This is a genomic window from Reella acinonychis, assembly GCF_052384575.1.
GTDB lineage: Bacteria > Pseudomonadota > Gammaproteobacteria > Enterobacterales > Pasteurellaceae > JBQSUQ01.
Genome location: NZ_JBQSUQ010000018.1, coordinates 1 through 1,146, shown reverse-complemented (window position 1 = coordinate 1,146; position 1,146 = coordinate 1). Strand labels below are relative to the sequence as shown.

Annotated in this window: 1 protein-coding gene; it reads left to right on the top strand. The window is 43.6% G+C overall.

Features of this window, described 5'->3' with window-relative positions; genetic code table 11:
* Window positions 1-2 precede the first annotated feature (2 nt).
* On the top strand, window positions 3-1,146 hold a 1,144-nt coding region (gene tuf / locus ACT2CV_RS08945; RefSeq protein WP_464974061.1), incomplete at its 3' end, for an elongation factor Tu.

The window sequence follows — 1,146 nt, the reverse complement described above, 5'->3', positions numbered from 1 at the left end:
CAATGTCTAAAGAAAAATTTGAACGTACAAAACCGCACGTAAACGTGGGTACAATCGGCCACGTAGACCACGGTAAAACAACTTTAACAGCAGCGATTACCACAGTATTAGCGAAAAACTACGGTGGTGCAGCACGAGCATTCGACCAAATTGATAACGCGCCAGAAGAAAAAGCGCGTGGTATTACCATCAATACATCACACGTTGAATATGATACCCCAACTCGCCACTACGCCCACGTAGACTGTCCAGGACACGCGGACTATGTTAAAAACATGATTACTGGTGCGGCACAAATGGATGGTGCAATCTTAGTAGTAGCAGCAACAGATGGTCCAATGCCACAAACTCGTGAGCACATCTTATTAGGTCGCCAAGTAGGTGTACCTTACATCATCGTATTCTTAAACAAATGCGACATGGTAGATGACGAAGAGTTATTAGAATTAGTAGAAATGGAAGTGCGTGAACTTCTATCTCAATATGACTTCCCAGGTGATGATACACCAATCGTACGTGGTTCAGCGTTACAAGCATTAAACGGCGTAGCAGAGTGGGAAGAAAAAATCATTGAATTAGCGGGTCACTTAGACTCTTATATCCCAGAGCCAGAGCGTGCGATTGATAAACCATTCTTATTACCAATCGAAGACGTATTCTCAATCTCAGGTCGTGGTACAGTAGTAACAGGTCGTGTAGAGCGCGGTATCATCCGTACAGGTGATGAAGTAGAAATCGTTGGTATCAAAGACACAACCAAAACTACAGTAACTGGTGTTGAAATGTTCCGTAAATTATTAGACGAAGGTCGTGCGGGTGAAAACATTGGTGCATTATTACGTGGTACTAAACGTGAAGAAATCGAACGTGGTCAAGTATTAGCGAAACCAGGTTCAATCACTCCACACACAGACTTCGAATCAGAAGTTTACGTATTATCAAAAGAAGAAGGTGGTCGTCATACTCCATTCTTCAAAGGTTACCGTCCACAGTTCTACTTCCGTACAACAGACGTAACTGGTACGATTGAATTACCAGAAGGCGTAGAGACGGTAATGCCAGGCGACAACGTCAAAATGACTGTGAGCTTAATTCACCCAATCGCGATGGACGAAGGTTTACGTTTTGCGATTCGTGAAGGTGGCC